This window comes from Streptomyces sp. NPDC043908 (assembly GCF_056435525.1).
This window is the reverse complement of the sequence record NZ_JBWKEI010000003.1, coordinates 357,564-373,318: the sequence shown is the minus strand read 5'-3', so window position 1 is coordinate 373,318 and position 15,755 is coordinate 357,564. Positions and strand designations below refer to the sequence as shown.

Sequence of the window (15,755 nt, the reverse complement as noted above, 5' to 3'; positions counted from 1 at the left end):
AACCCCATGCCGGTACGCCGCCTCAACCACGCGGTGCTCTACGTACGCGACGTCGCGCGGGCCGTCGAGTTCTACACGGACGTCTTCGGCTTCCACCTCGACGTCGACATCCCGGGCCGCGCCGCGTTCCTCAGCGCCGAGGGCACCCTCAACGACCACGACCTCGGCCTGTTCTCCGTCGGCCCGGACGCGCCCGGGCCCGAACAGGGGCGTGTCGGCCTCTACCACCTGGCCTGGGAGGTGGGCACACTCGGCGAGCTCGTCGAGATCGCCGACAAGCTCAACAAGCGCGCCGCCATGGTCGGCGCCACCGACCACCTCGTGTCGAAGTCCCTCTACGCCAAGGACCCCGACGGCAACGAGTTCGAGATCATGTGGCGCGTACCGCGTGAGGACTGGCCGGACGCGTCCGAGAAGGCCCGCCTGGGCGCGCTCGACCTCGAAGAGTCGCTCAGGCGCTGGGGCCCGGACCTCAGAACGGGTGCGGCGGCCGGATCCGCGACCTGACAGGACAAGCGCTGTCCCCCGGCCCGGAGTCACCGCCGCCGACCGGGGGAAGACCCTCTGACATGTACGTTCCTGCTGATCTCAGCGAGAACAGAGCCACACAATCAGGACGGTGATCACCGTCCCCGCGGTCATCACGGCCCCCAGCACGGCGAACAGCCGGTCGACGACCGTCGAGTCCCAGCCCTCGATCTCGAACCGGTCGGGCGTCTGCGGATCGTAGCGAACCGTGACGTTCGCCCCCACGCGGAATCGGTTCTCGACGCGCCCCCGACCGAACCGGGAGGAGTGCTCGCAGGCGCGCCCGTCCTCGGTCGTCCAGGCGGCGACCGGGTGGTAGAACTTGCCGCTGTCCTCGCTCCGCGCGAGCTCGTGGCGGACGATCCGGCCCTTGGCGGTGACGCCGCGCAGACGCAGCGTCTTGGCGCGGCGGAGCCCGTGTACGCCAAGGCTGAGGAAACACACGCCGAGCGCCAGCGGGATGAGGGCGGCGAACCATTCGCGTTGCATATGTGACGTGACGCCTGAGCTGGGGTTTTGGTTGCAGGGAAGCACAGGGGGAATGAGGGAACGCTCATGCCTCCGCTGTGGCTTCCCCTCTCCTGACCCGACGGCGCAGGACCGGAGGGGCGAGGGGTCCCGTCATGGATGCGCTGTCGCGATGAGACGACCCGACGCGACGCGCGCGGGCGGCCCCCAGTCCCGATCCCCGTGCCCCACCGGGCGAGAACGACATGCCCGCCGGGCACGGGCCGGCGGCGGTGTGCGCCGCCGGCCCGAGGGGTCAGGGCCGGTTGTGGCCGGGCGGTGTGGTCAGGCGGAACCGGGCCACGCCGTCACCGGGCTCGGCGGCGGTGGTGTCGTACCGTTCGAATCCGGCCTTCTCCAGGACGCGGACGGAGGCGGGGTTGGACAGTTCCACCCCGGCGACCACGGTGTGGACGCCGGGTGCGGTGAGGGCGAACGCGGCGAGCGCCCGGGTGGCCTCGGTGGCGTAGCCCCGGCCCTGCCGGGAAGCGACGACGCCGTACCCGATTTCGAGGATTCCCTCGGCGGGCGGCCAGAACAGGCCGAGCGAGCCGACGACGAGGCCGCTGTCCCGTTCGGCGATCAACCGGTGGCCGTACACACCGAGCCAGGCCGGGTTGTCGTCGAAGAGGGCCGCGATGACGCGGTCGCCGTCAGCGGGGAAGTCCTCGGCCCAGTCGGCCGGACGGGCGGTGCCGCTCAGAACGGCCGCGGCCTCGGCCGTGGTCCAACTGCGCAGCACGAGCCGGTCGGTGGTGAGCTCGTCGAGGTCATGGGAGGTGGCGAAAGGCACGGATGTCTCCTGGTGGGTCATGGTGGACGACCCGTCCCGCGGAGCGTCAGCGGGCGGACCGGAAAAGGGCATGCCGAGAAAGGCCGTCGACGGCCATATTCATCAACCTCCCGAGTCCGGTCCCGCGTTCACGCGCCATCCGCGCCGACGCGACCGTAACAGACGTGCGCCGGGGGCGCCCCGGCCGTGTGGATTCAGGCCCTCTCCTACGGGGTCGTTTCGCCCCGAGGAGGTGGCTTGGGCCGCCGACCGTGGGCTGCCCCCGTCAGGCGCCCGTGACGGCCGGGACGGGATCCGGCCCGGAGGCGGAGTTGATGATCTGTGTGAGCAGGTCGAGGCCGGGACGGTCCACGGACCGGGCGTTGGCGTTGAGGATGACGACCGCGGCACGCTGTTCGGGAGCTATGGCCAGCAGGCTGCGGTAGCCCCCCGTGCCGCCGGTGTGGAACAGGATCCGGTGCCGGCCGCGGGGCAGGTTGGCCGAGATCCAGCCGGGGTGGACGGCGGTTCTGGCATTGACGCGGTGGGTGGTCGCGTGGGTGAGAGCGATGGCTTCGGCGAGTTCTCCGGGTGCGGCGCCCATCTGGGCGCGGGCCAGCGTGAGCAGGTCCGGCACGGTCGAGTGCAGGCCACCGGCGCCGGCGAGGGCGGCCAGGTGCCAGGGCGGGCGGGGGCGTCCGGTGCGGGAGTGACCGGCGGCCAGTCGTGCCGTGCGCCCGGGGCCGAGAACCACGTGCGTGTCGGTCATGCCCAGGGGTCGGCAGATCTCGGCCTGGATGAGCGCGTCGTAGTCGGTGCCGGTGTGACGCGCCAGGACGAATCCGAGCAGGCCGGCCCCCATGTTGGAGTAGCGGAAACGGGTACCGGGCACCGACCGCAGACGGGTGCGCCGCAATCCGTCCAGCAGGAGTTCGCCCGTGCAGCCGGCGTAGGGGTCCGACCGGAAGAGGCCTCGCGGCAGCAGGCCCTTGGGCAACCGGGGCAGGCCCGAGGTGTGGCAGGCCAGATGCGCCAGCCTGATGGCCTCACCGCCGCGTTCCGGAGCCGTGATGTCACGGGGCAGCAGCTCGCGGAGCGGTTGGTCCAGCTCCACGGTGCCCCGCACGGTGAGCCGGGCAAGGGCCAGAGCGGTGAACGTCTTGGTGACGGAACCGATTTCGAAGAGCGTGCCGGGGTCCGCGCCGTGCACTGCGGACTGCCCGCCCCGGACGGCACCCACCACGACGGCGCCCCGCTGCCTGGCGCCGAGCCGCTCCGCCGTACGCCGTGTCAGATCATCGAGGAGCGAGGACATGGGCGTCACGCCTCGGTCCGGCCGAAGAGCCGTCGGCCGCCGTACTTCTTGTGGACGGCCTGCTTCGAGACTCCCAGCGCCTCGGCGATCTGCGTCCACGTCGTTCCCGCCACCCGCGCCCGGTGGACGAGAACCTCCTCCTGCCCTTCCAGGCGGCGGCGCAGCGCGGCCGCCTCGCGCAGGGCCGCGACGGGATCGGCGTTCTCGGTGATCGACGAAATATCCACTCCGGTCATGAGTCAACTTTAGTTGACTTCTCTTCGGATCGTCAACCTAGGTTGACCGTGTGGGTGAGGGGCCCGGAGTTGGCGCGATCGAAGCGCCGGTTACGGATCAGCTGGCCCCTGCCGGCACCCGGCCGCCGGTCCGGCCCAGGAACAGCCGCAGGAAACAGTCGCGGGAACCGCACGGCACGTTCAGTGTGGAGGTATGAACGGAAGTCTGGACCTGCGCAGGGCGGGCCCGGCGAACGCGGCTCGCCGGGTGCTGCTGGTGCCGGGCGGCATGTGCACCACGGAGTTCTTCGCGGACGTGATGGCCCAGCCGGTGATGGCCGAGGCGGGGCTGGGCATGGTGGCGGCCACTTTGCCGGGGTTCGGCCGGACCACACCGCCCGCCGACCTGTCGATGGAGCATTACGCACGCCTGATGGGCGAGCTGGCGGCCGCCGAGGGCTGCCAGGTGGTCGTCGGGCACAGTCTGGGCGCCAACGTTGCGATCGAGATGGCCGCCCTCGGTGTCGTCCCGGGCCCCCTGGTCCTCCTGTCACCGACGTTCTCCCGGGCGGACGAGGCCAAGTTCCTCGGTGTCCTGGACCAGGTGGGACGGGTGCCCGCTCTGGGCCCGCTGGCTTGGACGGCCATGCTCAAGGCGGTGCCCCCGATGATGAAGAAGGAGATGCTGAAGGGAGGCATCCCGGAGGACCGCGCGGAGAAACTGGCGGCGGACCTGGGCAACAACGATCCGGTGTTCTGCCGCCGCGTCACCCGGCACTACTACGAGTACCTCGACCGCCACCCCTCCCTGGTGGCCCGTCTGCACGCGTCCGGTACGCGTTCCTGGGTCGTACGCGGCGACCGCGACGACATCGGCCTCAAGGACGAGGAGCGCCGCCAACTGGAGGCGAGCCCGGAGATCACGATGGTGACGGTCCCGGACGCGGGTCACGCCCTCCTGGTGGAACAGCCGGCAAGAGTGGCCGAAGTGATCGTCGAGGCGACGGAGACCGTCCAGATCTGACCCTCTCCCTCAACTTCTCCCTCGAAAAGCCGTCGGCCGCCCCGCTGTCGGTGAACGCGCCTCTCACCCGCCGTACGCCCGACGGTGGCGCGAGCGCCTGCCCCACAGGATCCCCTCGGGCTCGGGCGGCGGAACCGTCCCCGGCTTCAGCGGCAACGCGAGGACCATGCCCGTCACGAAGCCGACCACGTGCGCGAGATACGCCACGGACCCCGCGTCGGAGACCCCTCCTCCGTAGGAGTAGAGCGCCTGAAGCGCGAACCAGAACCCCAGCACCGCCCACGCGGGCAGCCGGAGCGGCAGTAAGACCAGGAACGGGACGAGCACCCAGACCCTGGCCGTGGGGTAGAGGACCAGATAGGCGCCCAGTACGCCCGCGATCGCCCCCGACGCGCCGATCGACGGGGCGGACGAGGACGCGTTGACGAGCGCGAATCCGTAGGCCGCCGCGTACCCGCACACGAGGTAGAACAGCGCGTACCGGACGTGCCCCAACCGGTCCTCGATGTTGTTCCCGAAGATCCACAGGAACAGCATGTTGCCGAGCAGATGCAGCCAGCTTCCGTGCAGGAACATCGCCGTCAGCACCGACAGCGCCGGCTCTTTGGTGTAATCCGCGGGGCCGACCACACACCCGGGGCCCGCCGGACCCACCCCGGTCTGCCCCGTGGCCACCAACGCGGGCACGCGACCGTGGACCAGCTCCCGCGGTACGGCCGCCCAGTGATCCAGGAACGCCTGCAAGTGGCACAGCTGGGACAGGCTGTCACCCCCGGCCAGCGAGCCGGCCATACCGGGCGTCCGCAGGAACACCACGAGGTTCGCCGCCACCAGCGCGTACGTCACCCAGGGAGTACGCCGGACCGGGTTGATGTCATGAACCGGTATCACCACCTGACCGGCCTCCTCTCCGCCGACGGAACCCAGGTACCCCCGCTGTCCGCGGTCACGCGGCACGCGACTCCCGCGCCACCGCGACCCCGGCCCGGCCTGGCCGGAAGCCCCCGCTCCCGCCGGCGGCCGAGGGTGTCGAGCGGTACTCCCCCGGGTACCCGTGACGCGCCCGGACAGCCCGGCACGGTCGGAGCAGAGCGGTACGGCTGTCACCGCGCGCGGGACGGCCGAACGGCCTCGCTCCGGCCGCGCACCGCACCGAAGGGAACGACCCGATGACCACCCGCGCACCGCGCTCGCGTCAGGCACACGGCCAGGGCACAGGCTCCGACCTGCTCGCCATCTACCTCAACGATCATCTGCTCGGCGCCACCGTCGGCGTCGAGCGGGCCCACTACCTCGCCGAGCAATGCACGGACCCGGAGGTCACGAAGAGCCTCGGGCCCATCGCGAAGGAGATCGCCGAGGACCGCAGGAGTCTGGTGGACATCATGCGGCGGCTCGACATCCCCATCCGCCGCTACAAGGTCTACGCGGGGCGGCTTGCCGAACGGGTGGGACGGCTGAAGAGCAACGGCAGCCTGGTGCGCCGCTCGCCCCTGACCACCATGGTGGAACTGGAGTTCCTCCGGCTGGGAGTCGAGGGCAAGGCCGCCTGCTGGCAGACCCTGCGAGAGCTGACCGACACCGAGGAGCGTCTCGACGCCCAGCACCTCGACGTCCTGGCCGACCGCGCCGTACGCCAGCTGAGCAATCTGGAAGAGCTGCGCCGCCGCCAGGCCCGGAAGGTCTTCGCCGACACATGAGCACGTGACGCCGGAAGGTGAGGGTGCGGGGTGGGGCAACGGGCGGTCTCCGGCCGGGGCCGACGGGGTGTGACCCAGATCCCACGGTTTTCCTCCCTCCACCGGCAACCCCGGGGCCCGCGGCGGCAACTGAGGGGGTGACAGAGCAGTACTCCGCTCCACCTCCGCACAAGGATCACCACCCGATGACCCCTTCCTCGCACCGCCGCCGCCTCCCCGCCCGCCGCCGTGTCGCCCTGCTCGGCACCGGACTCGTCACCGCGGCGGGCCTCGGCTTCCTGCCGTTCGCCATGCGCGCCGACGCGGGAGCCGTCGACCTCGCACACGCCGGTCTGGCCGCCAAGGACGGCTGGGCGTCGAGCGGCTCCGGCACCACCGGTGGACAGGCCGCCGACAAGGCCCACGACATCACCGTCACCACCCGGGCCGAACTGGTCAAGGCGCTCCGCGCGGGCCCGTCCGGCGCCCCGAGGATCATCCGCGTGAAGGGCCGCATCAACGCCAACACCGACGACCAGGGCCGCCCGTTGACCTGCGCCGACTACGCCAAGGGCACGGGCTATTCACTCGCCGCCTACCTCAAGGCCTACGACCCGTCGGTCTGGGGACGGTCCAAGCAGCCGTCCGGCGCGCAGGAGTCCGCCCGCGCGGCGGCGCAGGCACGGCAGGCCGAGCGGGTCGGCATCGCCGTGCCGTCGAACACCACCATCGTCGGCGTGCCCGGCACCGACGCGGGCATCAACGGCGGCAGCCTGCTGGTCCAGAAGGTGGACAACGTCATCATCCGCAACCTGACCTTCGCCGACACCCGCGACTGCTTCCCCCAGTGGGACCCCAAGGACGGCTCGGAGGGCAACTGGAACTCCAACTACGACGCCGTCACCCTGCGCGGGGCGACGCACGTGTGGGCCGACCACAACTCGTTCACCGACAGCCCGCACTTCGACGCGTCGAACCCGCGCTACTACGGCCGCGAGTACCAGGTCCACGACGGAGCCCTCGACATCACCAACGCCTCGGACCTGGTGACCGTCTCGTACAACCGCTTCACCGACCACGACAAGACGATGCTCATCGGCAGCAGCGACAAGGACACGAAGCTGCGCGTCACCCTGCACCACAACGTCTTCCAGGGCATCGTGCAGCGGGCGCCGCTGGCCCGGGTCGGCCAGGTCCACCTCTACAACAACCACTTCGACACCACCGCGCGCAACGGCTACGCGCACAGCTACAGCGTGAACGCGCGCGCCGGCGTCCAGATCGTGGGGCAGAACAACTTCTGGACCCTGGCCTCGGGCCGCAAGGCCTCCCAGCTCCTGTCGGGCGACGGGACGGGCGCGTTCGCCGGCAGCGGCAACATGGTCAACGGCGCGGTCACCGACCTCGTCGCCGTCCACAACGCCGCCAACAGCAAGAAGATCAAGACCGCGGTGGCGTGGAAGCCCGCGCTGTCCGCGGGGCTGGAGTCGTCCGCGGCGAACCTGCCCGCCTCCCTGGCCGCCCGCGCGGGTTCGGGTGTCCTGAAGTGATCCGCCGCCCCGGTGCCCGGTTGGGTTGACGCCGCCCGGGCACCGGGGCGGGCCGGGGAAGAGAGAGCGCCCCCTGTATGACATGGAAAGAGCTGACCGAATGCTTGGTATGCTCACCGGCCCCGTCACCAACGGCGGGCACGAACACCGGCGCTGGCTCGGGCCGGGCACGGGCACACCCCACGGAGACTCCGCCATGGCTCTTGATGACGCGTCCGCGGAGTTCCATGACTTCTTCGAGCGTCACCACGCGGAGCTGGCCCGTCTCGCCCGTCTGTTGACCGGTGAGGCGGACACCGCCGACGACCTGGCCGCCGACGCCTTCGTCGCGCTCTGGCACCGCTGGGACCGCGTCCGGGGCGCCGACCACCCGGTGGCGTACGCGCGGGGCGTGGTCACCAACATGGCCCGCGCCCGCATCCGCGCCCTCACCCGCGAACGGCGCCGCGTCCACCTCTTCTGGGCGGCCCTCCCCGGCCGCGCGCAGCACCCCGACGTGGATGCCGTCGTGGACGTGCGCCGCGCGCTGGCGCGGCTGCCGTTCCGCAAGCGTGCCTGCGTCGTGCTGCGCCACGCCCTTGACCTGTCGGAGAAGGACACCGCCCTCGCCCTCGGGACGTCCGTCGGTACGGTGAAGAGCCAGACCTCCAAGGGTATGGCCGAGCTGCAGCGCATCCTCGGGGCGCAGGCCGCCGAGGAACTGAGCGGAACGAGGAACTGATGGAGGACCTGAAGCGCCGGCTGCGGGAAGCGGCGGCCGCTCACGAGCCCGACCGGGAGGGCATGCTGTCACGTGTCCACCAGGGCATCTCCCACAGTCCCCGTCCCCGCCGCCGGGCGGCCGCGCCGCTGTCCTGGCCCCGTGTCACCCTCGCCACCGTCGCCTCGACCGCGGCGCTCGTGGCGGGCGGATTCGCGATCGCCGCCACCGTTCACGGCGGCGGCGCCGGGCGGGAGGTCGCCACGGTCCCGGCGGCGCCCTCGCACCCCTCCGCGAAGGGCCGGGCCCCCGACCCCTCGCACCCCTCCGCGACGGACCGGGCCCCCGCCCCCTCGCACCCCTCCGCGACGGGCCGGGCTCCCGACCCCTCCCCCCCGGCCGGCGCCCCTCCCCGTTCGCAGGACGGGCCGCTGCGGTCCGAGGGTGCCGTCGACCCGCACTCCAACGCCTTCTGGGCGCAGAGCAACCTCACCTTCCATACCGGTGTGCCCCTGCGCGCGCTGACGGTGGAGGTCCGCGTCGCCCAGACTGGCGGGGTGGCCTCCACCGGCGCGTGGCGGACCCTGCCCACGGACGACTTCGCCCTGACCACCATCGACAAGGGTGGCGCGCTCACCTACCGGTGGACTCTCAAGCCGGGCCGCACCGTCCCGCCGGGCCGGCACGTCTTCGCCGTGCAGTACAACCACGCCCAAGGTCCGCGGGCGGCGACGGCCGATGTCTACACCGCCTCGGCCACGACGGCCGAGGGGCAGCGGTACACCGTCACGGGCCGGTTCCGCGCGGCCCCCCGAGCCACGTCGGGCTGACACCGCGCCGCACCACCGCGTGCCCGTGCGACACGGAGAGGCCGGAGAAGCCGGAGAAGCCCGGCAGTCGCGCGAGGACGCGTCTGCCGGGCTCCTTCCTTCTCTTCCCGGCGGTCTACGGAGTCCAGTCGCCCAGCCAGTCCGAGACCTGCTGGTCCGCGGCCTGGGCGTCGGTCAGGTGGGGCCGGTCGGCGCTCTTGGGACCGGCGCCGGGACCGGTGTTCATGTACTCCGCGAAGCGGTCCTCCTTCCAGGAGAAACCGCCCATGTCGCTCCAGGGAGCGCGCTTGATCGCGGCGCTGAGGGTGGAGTTGCGGACGGTGGCCTGGGGGTCGACGGTCTTGTCGCCGCCGGGGTGCCAGTTCCGGCCGAGGGAGAAGGAGGCGGCGGCCACGTCACCGTTGACCGTGGTGCGGTTGATGAGGATGCCGTGGCGGCCCGCCGGGGTGCTCGGGGCGGTGATGTATCCGGCCGAGCTGCCGTTCCAGCGCTTCTTGAGGGTGATGACCGACTGGTCGACCACGGCGGTGGCACGGCCGAAGATGAAGTCGACGTTGCCGACGATGTAGGAGCGGGTGATGTACACGCGGCCGGGCTTGTCCTTCGCCGCGGTCTCCATCTCCAGCGTGTCCTGGTCGCCGGTGACGATGAGGCCGTTCAGCACGATCCGGTCCCCGGTCGTGAGCAGGGCCACGGCCTGGTGGTCCTTGAGGGACTGGTGCGAGGCCTCGTCGAAGTCGTTGGAGACGGTGAGGTTGCGCATCTGGGAGTCGTCCGAGCGGATGGCGACCGTGGCGCTGCCCGGAGTGCCGTAGGTGCCCGACCCGTCCGGCTTCCGCATACCGGCCGCGTTGCCGTACACGATCACCGTGTCCTTGCGGCTCGTGCCCGAGCCCTGGATGGTGACGTGCGGCTTGTTCGCCGGCACGTCGACCGTCTCGCGGTACGTACCCGGCTTGACCGAGATGACGACGCGGGAGGAGTTGCCGACGGGCACGGCGTCCACCGCGGCCTGGACCGTTTTGTACTGGCCCGTGTTGTCCTTGGCGACGGTGAGCGTCTTGGTGGCGGCGGCGTTGGCGGTGGTGTTGGCGGCAGCTGCGTTGGCGGCGGCCGCCTTGCCCCAGGAACTCCGCGGTCCGGCACCGGACTTCACAAGGGCGGGCACGTCGACGGCCGCGTCCGGGGTGTACCGGTAGTACGTCTTCGGGTCGAAGGCCGCACCGCCGCCGCTCTCGTTGCGCCCGCTCGTGCCCGAGAAGAGGTTGCCGCGCTGGACGAGGGCGGCGCCGGAGTCCCTGGTCACCGGGTTGTTCATGCCCTGGAAGTAGGAGTTCTCCAGCACCATCCGCGTCTTGCCGCGAGCGTAGTTGCCGTAGGCGGACTTGATGGCCGTGCCGGGGACGTCCTCCAGGAAGTTGTTGTAGAGGTGCGCGTGGGCGGCGTTGTCCGTCGAGGGGTTGCGCTGCTCGGTCTCGCGGATCCAGTTGTGGTGGATCGTGATGTCGGTGACGACGTTCGGGGTCCACCCGATGCCGAAGGCCTTGTTGGCGTTGCTGAGCCTGTTCCAGGACACCGTCACGTAGGTGCTGTCCTTGCGGACGTCGATCAGTCCGTCGGCGGTGTGCCGGAGGTCGTTGTGGTCGATCCACACATGGTGGGCGCCGTCCATCTGGACGGCGTCGAAGTCGTGCGCCTTGTCGTTCCAGACGCCCTGGTAGGAGTCCCTGATCGTCAGGTTGCGGATGATGACGTTGTGCACGCCCTGGCCGAGGAAGAAGCCACCGCCGACGATGTGCCCCAGCGACCCGGAGCCGATGATCGTCTTGTGCGAGGCGACCTTGATCTCCTTGCCGACGGGGGCCATGTTGATCGTGTCGGCGACGACGATGACGTACGGGTCCGGTGCGGTGGCGTACTTCTCCAGATCGGCGAGCGTTCTGACGGTGACGGTCTTGCCGTCGCGGCCGCCGTAGGTGCCGTTCTGACCGAGTGCGTTGACGGAGGCGAACCCGTCGGCGGCGGCGGTGGCCCACGTGGGAGCCTCCGCGGCCGCGGCCTTCTCCTCGTCGCCCAGTCCCAGTCCGAACACGGATCCGTACGCCAGCACGCCGGAGGCGGCCAGTGCCAGGGGCACGCCGATGGCCAGGGCCTTGTGCGGTCTGCGATGACGGGACGCGCGGCGGGTCGAACTCATATGCGGCTTCCGTTCCTTGAAGAGGGAGGATCGGTTTCTGGTTGCCGCCGGAGTCCGTATGGTTGCCGTGCTCCCCGAAAAAACCTCGCCGTGGCTCAGCGCGCCGTGGCCGCCCGCTGGCGCACGTATCCGACCGCGGCCAGCGCGAGGGCGAGGCCGCCGGTGAAGTACACCTGCACCCGCGTTCCGGAGTCGACGGCCATGAGGACCAGCACGCCCACCACCCCGGCGAGGGCCACCCAGGTCAGATACGGGAACCCCCACATCCGGACCGCGAGCCTCTCGGGGGCCTCGCGCTCCAGGCGGCGGCGCAGCACCAGTTGGGACACCGCGATGAAGCCCCACACGACCAGGACGACGCCGCCGACCATGTTGAGCAGCCAGGCGAAGACCGTGGTGGGCCACCAGTACGACAGGAGTACGGCGAAGAAGCCGAACGCGCACGACGCGAGGACGGCGTGGCGCGGGACCCGGCCGGAGAGCCTGCCGAGGAAGGCGGGGCCCTGGCCGCGCGCGACCAGCGAGTAGGCCATGCGGGAGGAGCCGTAGATGTTGGCGTTCATCGCGGACAGCAGCGCGACGAGGATGACGGCCTCCATGATCCGCGCGCCGCCGGGAACGCCGAGCCGGTCCAGGACGGCCGCGTACGGGCCGGACCCGGTGACCGCCGGGTCGTTCCACGGGATCAGGGTGACGATCGCCAGCATGGAGCCCACGTAGACGACGGCGATCCGCCACATGGTCGTCCTCACGGCCCTGGCCACGCCGCGCACCGGGTCGTCGGACTCGGCGGCCGCGATGGTCACCGTCTCCAGGCCGCCGTAGGCGACGACCGAGGCGAGCAGTCCGACGAGCAGGCCGCTGACGCCGGTGGGCAGGAATCCGCCGTCGTGCAGGAGGTGGGCCGTACCGGGGGAATCGGTGCCGGGCAGCAGGCCCAGGACCGCCAGCGCGCACAGGACGAGGAAGAGCGCGATGGCACCGATCTTGAGGGCGGCGAACCAGAACTCGAACTCGCCGAAGTTCGACACGGCCCCCAGGTTGGCGCCGCAGAACAGCGCCATGAAGACCAGCACCCACAGCCAGGACGGGGTGCCGGGGAACCAGCCCTGCATGATGTGGGCGGCGCCGATCGCCTCGATCCCGACGCCCACGACGAGCAGGGTCCAGAACATCCATCCGGCCGTGAACCCGGCCCACGGGCCGATCGCGCGGTCGGCGTGCACGGAGAACGACCCGGAGGCCGGATCGGCCGCGGACATCTCGCCGAGCATGCGCATCACGCACATCACCAGCACGCCCGACAGCGCGTAGGCCAGCACGATCGACGGCCCGGCAGCCGCGATCCCGGCGCCCGAGCCCACGAAGAGCCCGGCTCCGATGACACCGCCGAGGGCGATCATCGAAAGGTGCCGCTGCTTGAGCCCGTTCGCGAGCGGTGTGTCCTGCTGGTGCCCTTCCTGGTGCGGGGACGGGGAGGTGAGGGTCCGGCTCATAACGGAAAGGCCTGTCCAATTGCTGAGATCGATGTACGCCCGATTGTGAGACGACGACGCGATCTTCTGTCTGGTCTGTCCGTTATCCGGGAATGTTCCTCACCGACTGTGACCGGGCCCGTACGCCCCTACGAGCCGCCACCACCCCCGCACCGACCCGGACGGCTCGCTACCGGGGCGCCTGGAAGCCGCCGATCTCCCGCTCCAGCAGTTCGGCCAGCCGCAGCGGGGTGCGGTCCTCGAACATCGGGCCGATGAGCTGCACTCCGACCGGCAGACCCTCGGGGGACCGGCCCGCCGGTACGGCGGTGGCGGGCAGCCCGGGCATGGTCGCCACAGCGGCCCAGACGAGCTGGTCCAGGTACGGGTAGGCGACGCCGTCGATGTCGAGCCGGCGTTCGAGCGGGTCGGGGGTGTGGTCGTGCGGGAACGCGGGGGTCGGCGTGATGGGACACACCACCGCGTCGAACTCCGCGAAGAGCCGCCGCCAGCCGTGGCGGTGGAGTTCGCGACAGTTGTTCGCCTCCATCCAGTCGCGGTGACTGAACGCCATCGCGCGCAGCCGTGTCGCGTCCAGGCTCCGGTCCTCCTCGCCCAGCCCGGCGGCGCGGGCGCGCAACTGCTCGTACACCTCGACGGGGAAACGCGCGGCGGCGCCGGAGAACATCAACTGCGTGTAGACCATCGCGTTCTCGGCCAGGTCGGGCAGCAGCGCACTGTGCCGCTCGACGCGGGCGCCGGCCCGCGCCAGGGCGTCCGCCACCCGGTTCACGCCCGCCCGCACCGCGGACCCGGTGGGGATGAGCGGATGCTCCTCCAGCACCAGCACCCGGAAGTCGCCCAGCCGCTCATGGCGGGCGGGCGGCAGTGCCACGTCGTACGCCACGCCGAACGTCAGCGGGTCCGGGCCGGCCATGACGTCGAGCAGGAGCGCGAGGTCGCGGGCGGTGCGCGCCATGGGACCGACGACGGCGAGGTCGTGGATGACCGGCAGGGCGGGTGCGGGCGGCGGGGTCATACCGCGGTCGGCCACCAGTCCGAGCGACGGCTTGTGCGCGTAGACACCGCAGAAGTGCGCGGGGGTGCGCAGCGAGCCGCCGATGTCGGAGCCGATGGACAGCGGACCGAACCCGGCCGCGAGGGCCGCGGCGGATCCGCCGGAGGAGCCGCCCGCCGTACGGCCGCTGTCCCAGGGGTTGTTGGTGGTGCCGTAGATCTCGTTGAAGGACTGCACGTCCTGGAGCCCCACGGGCACGTTGGTCTTGCCGAGCACCACCGCACCCGCCGCCTTGAGCCGCGACACCTGTACCGCGTCCTCGTCCGGCAGGAAGTCCCGGTGGTGCGGCATGCCCCAGGTCGTGGGCAGCCCGGCGATGTTGTAGGACTCCTTGACCGTCACCGGGACGCCGAGCAGCGGGCGGTCCTCGCCGCGGGCGCGCGCCCGGTCGGCGGCGCGCGCGGCGGCCCGGGCACGGTCGAAGTCGGGCACGCATATCGCGTTGATGGTCTTGTCGTCCCGCTCGATGCGGGTGATCGCGTCGTCGGTCAGTTCCGCCGAGGTCACGTCACCGGCGCACAGGGCGGCGGTGAGTTCTTCGGCCGTCGCATAGGTCCACTCCATGAAACCGACCGTACCGGCCCCCCTGTGAGGGCATGAAATACCGGTTCGTACAACAGATTTGGGGTCCGGGTCGGGTGCCTCTCAGTGCACCGGGAAGCCGAACGAATAACCCTGCTCCTTGAGCCAGGGAAGGATGCGGCGCAGGGCCTGGACGGTCTGGGTACGGTCGCCGCCCGCGTCGTGGAAGAGGAGCGTGGGGCCGTTGTGCAGTTCCCGTTCGACGGTGGCGACGATGGCGTTCGTACCAGGACGCTCGAAGTCCTTGCTGTCCACGTTCCAGCCCAGCGGGCGCATGCCACGGGAGGCGGCGAGCTCGCGGCTGTAGGGGGTGAAGGCCCCGCCGGGCGCCCGGTAGTACATCGGCCGTACGCCCCCGGACGCCTTGGTGATCATGCGTTCGGCGTCGAGGATCTGCTGCGACTGGTAGGCCCGCGACTTCTTGTCCATGCCGGTGTTGTGCGACACCGAGTGGTCGCAGAGGCGGTGCCCGGCCGCGACGACCTTCTTCACGAGGTCGGGGTGGGCCTGCGCCTGGGTGCCCACCATGCAGAAGGTCGCCTTCACCCCGTACTCGCGCAGCACGTCGAGCACCTGCGGGGTCCAGCGGGGGTCGGGGCCGTCGTCGATGGTGATGTTGACGCCGCGCGCCCCCGCCTCCGAGGAGTGGGCGATGGTCGTCGCGACCCGCTTGGCCTCACTCGTCGGCGTGGCGGAAGCGGAGACCTTGGGGGACGGTTCGTCCGCGGGGCCGGCCTGGGCGGTCCACACCGAGGCACCGGTGGCGAGCACCGTCACCCCGATCGCCGCCCCGATCATCTTGCCGTACCAAGCCCGCCCGCCGCCGTGCCGTGCCATGTCCGCCCCTTTACGCAGTCCTTCGCCTACCGCGGTCGCCTTGCGACCATCTGGCAGGACGAGGAACCGAGGTTAAGGGATGCGTCCGTTACGGATCACGGACATTTCCGGGATGGATCGCGGACATCTCCTCGCGAACAGCAGTCCACAGCAAGCCAATTGATGCGAATTGTCACCATTTGACCAGGTTCTGTCGACAGCTTCGGGGCCGTCCTGATCGCCGCGGCCGGGGCGGCTGCCGCTCCGGCGCGTTCAGGAGTTCACCCCGGCGGGCCGTACCACGACCGGACAGGGGCCGCGCTCCCGCCAGTGAAGCCGGTCACCTCCGCACCCCCTGGACGGCACCCCCCGGGCTTCGTTTCGCCGGGGAAACCGCGTAACCTCCTCGCATCCCGGGACCGGGGCCCGGGGCGACCCGCCCGGCGCCCGGGCAGCCGCCGTCCGGGACGGCCGGCAGATGATCCGT

General features: G+C 71.1%; 15 protein-coding genes. 6 read left to right on the top strand and 9 right to left on the bottom strand.

Features of this window, described 5'->3' with window-relative positions:
- Positions 1 to 6 precede the first annotated feature (6 nt).
- Positions 7 to 507 carry a VOC family protein gene (locus AC069K_RS09745; protein ID WP_365102098.1) on the top strand — a complete coding sequence of 167 codons (501 nt, stop codon included), beginning with the start codon at positions 7 to 9 and terminating at the stop codon, positions 505 to 507.
- Positions 508 to 588: 81 nt separating this feature from the next.
- On the opposite strand, the gene AC069K_RS09740 is transcribed toward AC069K_RS09745, so the two are convergent.
- From AC069K_RS09740 to AC069K_RS09725, 4 genes are all read right to left on the bottom strand, one after another.
- Positions 589 to 1,017 (bottom strand): DUF3592 domain-containing protein, encoded by a 429-nt coding sequence (locus AC069K_RS09740; RefSeq protein ID WP_478614041.1) that lies wholly within the window; start codon positions 1,015 to 1,017, stop codon positions 589 to 591.
- 274 nt (positions 1,018 to 1,291) lie between these two features.
- Entirely contained in the window at positions 1,292 to 1,849 is a 558-nt protein-coding gene (locus AC069K_RS09735; protein ID WP_478614038.1) for a GNAT family N-acetyltransferase, read from the bottom strand.
- Between the two features lie 244 nt (positions 1,850 to 2,093).
- Entirely contained in the window at positions 2,094 to 3,122 is a 1,029-nt protein-coding gene (locus tag AC069K_RS09730) for a serine hydrolase domain-containing protein (protein ID WP_478614035.1), read from the bottom strand.
- Positions 3,123 to 3,127: 5 nt separating this feature from the next.
- Positions 3,128 to 3,358 carry a hypothetical protein gene (locus tag AC069K_RS09725; RefSeq protein ID WP_358831580.1) on the bottom strand — a complete coding sequence of 77 codons (231 nt, stop codon included), beginning with the start codon at positions 3,356 to 3,358 and terminating at the stop codon, positions 3,128 to 3,130.
- Between the two features lie 193 nt (positions 3,359 to 3,551).
- Between AC069K_RS09725 and AC069K_RS09720 the strand changes: the two genes are divergently transcribed.
- On the top strand, positions 3,552 to 4,361 hold the full coding sequence (locus AC069K_RS09720; protein ID WP_478614032.1) for an alpha/beta fold hydrolase: 810 nt from the start codon (positions 3,552 to 3,554) through the stop codon (positions 4,359 to 4,361).
- Positions 4,362 to 4,424: 63 nt separating this feature from the next.
- Here AC069K_RS09720 and AC069K_RS09715 read toward each other — a convergent pair whose 3' ends face one another.
- Positions 4,425 to 5,255, bottom strand: coding sequence for a rhomboid family intramembrane serine protease (locus tag AC069K_RS09715; protein ID WP_478614029.1), 831 nt, complete (start codon positions 5,253 to 5,255; stop codon positions 4,425 to 4,427).
- A gap of 275 nt (positions 5,256 to 5,530) precedes the next feature.
- On the opposite strand from AC069K_RS09715, the gene AC069K_RS09710 reads away from it, so the two are divergent.
- The 4 genes from AC069K_RS09710 to AC069K_RS09695 all read left to right on the top strand — a co-directional run bounded on the left by AC069K_RS09710 (position 5,531) and on the right by AC069K_RS09695 (position 9,120).
- Positions 5,531 to 6,061, top strand: coding sequence for a hypothetical protein (locus AC069K_RS09710; protein ID WP_365102114.1), 531 nt, complete (start codon positions 5,531 to 5,533; stop codon positions 6,059 to 6,061).
- Positions 6,062 to 6,246: 185 nt separating this feature from the next.
- Positions 6,247 to 7,590 (top strand): pectate lyase family protein, encoded by a 1,344-nt coding sequence (locus AC069K_RS09705; RefSeq protein WP_478614026.1) that lies wholly within the window; start codon positions 6,247 to 6,249, stop codon positions 7,588 to 7,590.
- Positions 7,591 to 7,786: 196 nt separating this feature from the next.
- Positions 7,787 to 8,311, top strand: coding sequence for a SigE family RNA polymerase sigma factor (locus AC069K_RS09700; protein WP_358831575.1), 525 nt, complete (start codon positions 7,787 to 7,789; stop codon positions 8,309 to 8,311).
- Positions 8,311 to 9,120: a hypothetical protein gene (locus AC069K_RS09695; protein ID WP_478614022.1), complete on the top strand. Its 810-nt coding sequence runs from the start codon at positions 8,311 to 8,313 to the stop codon at positions 9,118 to 9,120. Before AC069K_RS09700 ends, AC069K_RS09695 begins: the two co-directional genes overlap by 1 nt.
- A gap of 115 nt (positions 9,121 to 9,235) precedes the next feature.
- On the opposite strand, the gene AC069K_RS09690 is transcribed toward AC069K_RS09695, so the two are convergent.
- The 4 genes from AC069K_RS09690 to AC069K_RS09675 form a co-directional block, all read right to left on the bottom strand.
- The gene (locus AC069K_RS09690) at positions 9,236 to 11,317 is read right to left on the bottom strand and encodes a pectinesterase family protein (RefSeq protein ID WP_478614019.1); all 2,082 of its coding nucleotides are present in this window, start codon (positions 11,315 to 11,317) and stop codon (positions 9,236 to 9,238) included.
- A 95-nt stretch (positions 11,318 to 11,412) separates the two neighbouring features.
- On the bottom strand, positions 11,413 to 12,813 hold the full coding sequence (locus AC069K_RS09685; protein WP_365102126.1) for an amino acid permease: 1,401 nt from the start codon (positions 12,811 to 12,813) through the stop codon (positions 11,413 to 11,415).
- Between the two features lie 169 nt (positions 12,814 to 12,982).
- Positions 12,983 to 14,434, bottom strand: coding sequence for an amidase (locus AC069K_RS09680; RefSeq protein WP_478614016.1), 1,452 nt, complete (start codon positions 14,432 to 14,434; stop codon positions 12,983 to 12,985).
- A gap of 81 nt (positions 14,435 to 14,515) precedes the next feature.
- Positions 14,516 to 15,289, bottom strand: a complete 774-nt coding sequence (locus AC069K_RS09675; RefSeq protein WP_478614013.1) for a polysaccharide deacetylase family protein — start codon at positions 15,287 to 15,289, stop codon at positions 14,516 to 14,518.
- Between the last annotated feature and the right edge of the window lie 466 nt (positions 15,290 to 15,755).